Source organism: Desulfosporosinus sp. I2 (assembly GCF_000960765.1).
Lineage (GTDB): Bacteria > Bacillota > Desulfitobacteriia > Desulfitobacteriales > Desulfitobacteriaceae > Desulfosporosinus.
This window is the reverse complement of the sequence record NZ_JYNH01000242.1, coordinates 1-3,129: the sequence shown is the minus strand read 5'-3', so window position 1 is coordinate 3,129 and position 3,129 is coordinate 1. Positions and strand designations below refer to the sequence as shown.

The following is a 3,129-nucleotide window of genomic DNA, read 5'->3' as shown; positions in this document are numbered from 1 at the left end:
TTATTGTAACCACAGATGTTCAATTGCTTGAACGTTTGATAGTTATAACCCTGCAAGGTTAAGAAAGCTACACGAACTGACTGGTTCAGAGACTTTTGTCGAAGAGATGCATTTAGCGATTCCATGGTATCTGTGGCTACAGGTATGGCGGTGTCTTGAAACCTGGACCAGTATTGGGGTGGGCATATGGTGTTAGCTGGCGGCTCATTATCACGATTTTGAGAATCGGATGAATACACTGTTGTTATTCGTGAAAATAGCATCATATAATCGTCGTGGTGTTATTGACTTTGTCGTTCAGAAACCGGGAGCAAGGCTTCCGGGCAGTTAATACTGTGCAAACTGCCGCTGTTATTGCTCAAACAATTCGTGAGTGCGGTTATGATGTCCTTCATATCTTTCCACAGCACTTGCGCCGATTCATAGAACTTTATTTATATAATGGTTGAGAATAATATAACGGCTGCGTTGCGGAATAAGAGACTGGACGTTAGTGGCGACCAGTTGTGTTGAAGCGGGGATGATTACTCCTTTGGTACCGGATTTAGAGAATGTGATCCTACTGCAAGCCTTATTCAAGTCGGAGGAAGGGTAAGTCGTGGAAATGAATTTACACATGCCGTGTGATTGATACGGACACCCGGACTGTAATTATCGATAAGTCTTTAGCAGAGGCATCCGAAAAGGTGAGAAGGCGCCGAAAATCGAGTTCATGAATTAAAATAGTCAAATATGGTCTAATAAGATTGATAAACTAGGTTTGTACCACGTTATTCAAGGTGGTCACTGCTCAGATTTGGGAATTAATGGGCCATATGATTATAGTCCTGATTTTCTCGGATATATGAAGGGTGAATTAAAACTTGGGGAGTTTTTTTATTTGGTAGAGCCATAATTTGATACTTTTCAGTTATACACGATAAGGAAGATGAGATTATGATTACTTACTCTGAAGACGATCTGTTGTTGCTTTCTGGTATTCAACATATGGCGTTTTGCGAGCGGCAATGGGCGCTTATCCATGTTGAACAGGCTTGGGCAGAAAATGTTCGCACAATTGATGGGAAACACCTTCATGAGCGTACCGATGACCCTTTTGAGGATGAAACACGTAAAGATATCAGGGTGGTCAGGGCGATGCCGCTTGTATCACATAAACTTGGTCTTCGTGGCGTAGCGGATGTCGTTGAATTCTACAGAGTGGAAGATGCATTGGAGGGGATCACTCTGCGGCTTGGCAAGCGGAAGGGATGGTGGCGGCCTTCACCTGTAGAATATAAGCGAGGACGTGCAAAACTGGACGATCGTGATGCGGTTCAACTTTGCGCCCAAGCAATAGCTCTAGAAGAAATGCTGAAGGTTTCAATTGATACAGGGTATCTTTTTTATGGTCAGACCAGGCGTCGAGAAACAATTTTTATCAACCAATCATTGCGTGTTAGGGTCGAAGAACTGTCTGAAAAAATGCATAAGATGATGTCGGAAGGAACTACTCCGAACGCACAGAAAGGTAAGCATTGTACTATGTGTTCACTGATAGAAATATGCCAACCAAACCTCACCATTCGGAAGCACTCTGTTAAGGAATATCTGGCACGAATGATTGATTCGGAGGTGAAGGATGTTTGAGAAAGCTTCTGAATACTCTTTATGTAACGATGCCTGATGCATACTTAGCTCGGGATGGGGAGAATGTTCTAATTAAGGCGGAGAATGAAATTAAATTTCGTATTCCGGTTCATAACTTGGAGGGAATAGTTTGTTTTGGTTTTGCTGGAGCAAGCCCGGGGCTAATGCACTTGTGTTGCGAAAGAGGTGTAACGCTGTCATTTTTAACGGAATATGGAAAGTTCATGGGGCGTATTACGGGTAAAGTTTCTGGAAATATCCTGTTAAGGAAAAAACAGTATCGATGGACAGAAAATGAAAGCATAACGGTAAGATTAGCGAAACGTTTTATTCTGGCTAAAATAATTAACGGTAGAGCAGTTTTACATCGTGCGGTAAGGGACCATCCACAAACGGTTGATACAGATCAGCTAACAGATATTATGAGAAATATGGCTATAATGGCCAAAAGATTAGATAAGACAGATGATTTGAATGTAGTCAGAGGATTGGAAGGACAGGCTGCAAATTTGTATTTCAGTGGTTTCAATCAACTGATACTTAACCAAAAAGATGATTTCTTTATGGCGGGAAGAAACAGACGTCCACCATTAGATCGAGTAAATGCCTTGTTATCTTTTTTATATACTTTATTAACCCATGAAGTAGTTGCTGCTTTAGAGAGTGTTGGGCTTGATCCGCAAGCTGGATTTTTACATCGAGACAGACCGGGCAGGCAAAGTCTTGCCCTGGATGTAATGGAAGAACTTAGACCTCATTTTGCGGATAGGCTCGCGGTGACACTTATAAACCGTAACCAGATTGATCCTAGTGGGTTTATTATCAAAGAGAATGGTGCTGTCATTATGGACGATAAGACTAGAAAAGAGTTACTCATAGCCTGGCAGAAACGCAAGCAAGAAGAAATTATGCATCCGTTTTTGGAGGAGAAAGTATCCTTGGGATTGGTACCTTATATCCAGGCAATGCTTCTTGCCAGGCATATCAGAGGTGATCTGGAAGATTATCCACCGTTTTTCTGGAAGTGAGGGGTTCTTTATGATGGTATTGATTACTTATGATATAAACGTAACAAGCGTTTCTGGAAAAAAACGTTTACGTAAAGTTGCTAAGCAATGTGTGAATTACGGACAAAGAGTACAAAATTCTGTATTTGAATGCTTGGTAGATCCCACACAGTATGCTGAATTAAAACATCGTTTAGAGAGTATCGTAGATCCGAATACAGATAGTTTGCGTTATTATTTGTTGGGCAGCAACTGGAAAAAGCACGTGGAACATTATGGAGCAAAGAAAGTTTATGACCCTGAAGGTATTCTAATACTGGATGCGAACCTATAGCGGTCATTGATTCACTAGTAGTTTCGCAATGCTTGAAGTCAAAGGATATAATGAGTTTTTTTTAACTTTAATCAGAGGATTTCACCTGTTTAAAAATGGCTTCGCAAAACAAAGTACTCAAAGGCTTTGTTTTTTAAGGCTTATTTTATGACAGTCGCA

Annotated in this window: 5 protein-coding genes; 4 read left to right on the top strand and 1 reads right to left on the bottom strand. The window is 41.0% G+C overall.

What is annotated here, in order from left to right:
- On the bottom strand, positions 1–239 hold a 239-nt coding region (locus UF75_RS29700; RefSeq protein ID WP_207642507.1), incomplete at its 3' end, for a hypothetical protein.
- A 36-nt stretch (positions 240–275) separates the two neighbouring features.
- Here UF75_RS29700 and UF75_RS29695 point away from each other — a divergent pair.
- The 4 genes from UF75_RS29695 to cas2 all read left to right on the top strand — a co-directional run bounded on the left by UF75_RS29695 (position 276) and on the right by cas2 (position 2,970).
- On the top strand, positions 276–449 hold the full coding sequence (locus UF75_RS29695; RefSeq protein WP_207642506.1) for a hypothetical protein: 174 nt from the start codon (positions 276–278) through the stop codon (positions 447–449).
- A gap of 487 nt (positions 450–936) precedes the next feature.
- Positions 937–1,629: a CRISPR-associated protein Cas4 gene (gene cas4 / locus UF75_RS25165; protein WP_045577259.1), complete on the top strand. Its 693-nt coding sequence runs from the start codon at positions 937–939 to the stop codon at positions 1,627–1,629.
- Complete coding sequence (gene cas1c / locus UF75_RS25160) at positions 1,626–2,657, top strand: type I-C CRISPR-associated endonuclease Cas1c (protein ID WP_045577258.1); 1,032 nt, start codon at positions 1,626–1,628, stop codon at positions 2,655–2,657. Before cas4 ends, cas1c begins: the two co-directional genes overlap by 4 nt.
- A 10-nt stretch (positions 2,658–2,667) precedes the next feature.
- Entirely contained in the window at positions 2,668–2,970 is a 303-nt protein-coding gene (gene cas2 / locus UF75_RS25155) for a CRISPR-associated endonuclease Cas2 (protein ID WP_045577257.1), read from the top strand.
- Positions 2,971–3,129 lie beyond the last annotated feature (159 nt).

What these genes read in the sequence shown, in the direction of transcription:
- cas2 (WP_045577257.1), top strand. Translation starts at nt 2,668, where the DNA reads ATGATGGTATTGATTACTTATGATATAAACGTAACAAGCGTTTCTGGA.
- cas4 (WP_045577259.1), top strand. Translation starts at nt 937, where the DNA reads ATGATTACTTACTCTGAAGACGATCTGTTGTTGCTTTCTGGTATTCAA.